General features: G+C 36.7%; 3 protein-coding genes. All 3 read right to left on the reverse strand.

Going from position 1 to position 2,112, the window contains the following annotated elements; translation table 11 throughout:
• Nucleotides 1-237: 237 nt before the first annotated feature.
• A complete protein-coding gene (locus BHECKSOX2_RS08475) occupies nucleotides 238-495 on the reverse strand; it encodes a hypothetical protein (protein WP_139683227.1) in 258 nt (85 codons plus the stop codon).
• Between the two features lie 204 nt (nucleotides 496-699).
• Nucleotides 700-1,047: a hypothetical protein gene (locus BHECKSOX2_RS08480; RefSeq protein WP_139683228.1), complete on the reverse strand. Its 348-nt coding sequence runs from the start codon at nucleotides 1,045-1,047 to the stop codon at nucleotides 700-702.
• A gap of 2 nt (nucleotides 1,048-1,049) precedes the next feature.
• Entirely contained in the window at nucleotides 1,050-1,991 is a 942-nt protein-coding gene (locus BHECKSOX2_RS08485; RefSeq protein WP_180323729.1) for an RHS repeat-associated core domain-containing protein, read from the reverse strand.
• Nucleotides 1,992-2,112 lie beyond the last annotated feature (121 nt).

Below are 2,112 nucleotides of genomic sequence, written 5' to 3' on the forward strand. Positions count from 1 at the left end.
ACAATCTTAAAACTGGGATGAATATTTTTAAACAAATGCGAAGTCTAGGGGATTATTACGCCCAATGAGTGGGAGAGGACTAAAAATAGGGAAATAAAGCAATAAACAGCTGGGAAAATAAGGTTTTTTTTGAACTTTATGAAAAAATAAAGGTAGTTTTGAAAATATTTTTGAAAAAATCTAAAAATTAAAATTAGGGTGGATAATTATGAGTTATGCAAAAGTCTCTAACTAATATTATATTCTCGGTAAAACTAGCAAGTCTTTATGGTTAGTAAATAATGCACCAGAATCATTGCCTTCGTCGTCCATTGAGGCAACAATAAACACTCCATTGGTAAATTCAATAACTGGGGCGCTCCCCATCCAACCATACTCGCTTACTTCTTTTTCAGTCATCCATCTAACTCGTTGAACAACTAAATCTTTTAAAATTTTATTTGCCTTTCTTGACCATACTCTTTTATAAGCTTCTTCTGTATTTTTGTTTTTCATACATTTCTCCTTTAAAAAGAAGATATATCAATCCCCCAAAAGGAAAAAATACATCCCCTCGCATCATGACAATCATCAACACCAAAAACCGTTTTTGATTACACTATCCCATGGCGATTGGATAAGGAGATAGTGACACAGTGCGTCCCAATAAGTTTTTAAACTTGTGAATAAGGTTTTGTGCCTATCTTCTTATTTCTTGAGTTACAAGGCAACATCGCAATCCTCCCCATCACCAAAGGCCTTGATAACAATATTTTTCTGATTAACAATAAAAGTGCTTTTACAATCATTATACGGATGGGAATATCTATAAATTTTATTACCATTAGGTAATGTTTTATTAACTTCTTCTATATATTTAAACTCTTTGAACAAATTAGGTTTGTTTTTTCTTGGAACGCCTTTTCCTCCAAAATAAGTATACCGCTTCTCCACATGCTCTCTAAAGTCTAGTCCAGTAACTATTTTAAAATACTCTGTTTTACTAATAAAATGGCCATTTGCACAAGAAAATAAGAATATAGAAACAATTAACAATTTAAGAATCATCGTTATTTCCTTATTCTATCTTTAACTGTAAGTTGCGCACTAATGCCATAAGCATCAGCCATACCGCCATAGGTGATAACCGCTGCTGGAATCATTCCTGGTACATTGAATACATTTCGCACCCAACCAGTCATACTAACTTGAAACTTATCATGCAATCCTGCTACTGCATTAATGCCAGCAGGTATAATATTTAATACCTTACTAAGTGCTTTACCTTCATAAAAAATAGACAAAGAATCATCTTGAATGCCAATATTATTATATCCTTTTAATGGCCCCCTATTTTCGCCTTTAATAGGAGCAGCAGCCTCACCCCCAGCTCTAGCATCAATATCATATCTTACAACCTTATTATAAAGATATCTAAGAGAGGAGCTAATCATCCCAGCCTTGAATCCGTCCTTGAAACTACCTCCTTGTAACTCAGCCGAGATGCCACTGCCCATTGCACTCGCCCCTATTCTTTGTGCATTCCAAGTATTGCCATAACTTCCTGAAATTCCGCCTGAAATTGCACCTGAAACTGCGCCTATAGCAGCGGCCTTAATTGCATCAGATACACTGCCGCCATAAAGCAAAGTACTACTTGCTCCAAAAGCAGCGCCACCTGCGGCACCTGCAACTGCTGTACCAACCCAAGACGACCCAACCACTGTACAATTTGCCCAAGCACTGTTTGCAACCAAGCCACCCGTATAATAAGCAATAACAGCCGCTATAATAACTCTACCGTATTTTTTAACACCTCTCCAAGCGCTTCGCCATGCTTTAGCTACTGCTTTAATGGGATTCCACGAATAACCACTTGGATCGGTGTATTTAAGCGGATTGTTCATTACATAACTGTATCTATTATAACTCTGTGTGTTGTAAGGGTCTTGGATATATGGATCCGCACTGAGGAATCTTCCAATCTGTGGGTCATATACTCTACCATTCATATGAATAAATGTCAGGTTTCACCACGTTATTCCCTACTTTCAAAAACCACACTCCGAAACATATCAGGCTTTCTGATAAACAAATCAGGCTTCAAATTATACCAATACTCTAAAGCCTCAT

It is taken from the genome of thiotrophic endosymbiont of Bathymodiolus puteoserpentis (Logatchev) (assembly GCF_900127505.1).
Taxonomy (GTDB): Bacteria; Pseudomonadota; Gammaproteobacteria; order PS1; family Pseudothioglobaceae; genus Thiodubiliella.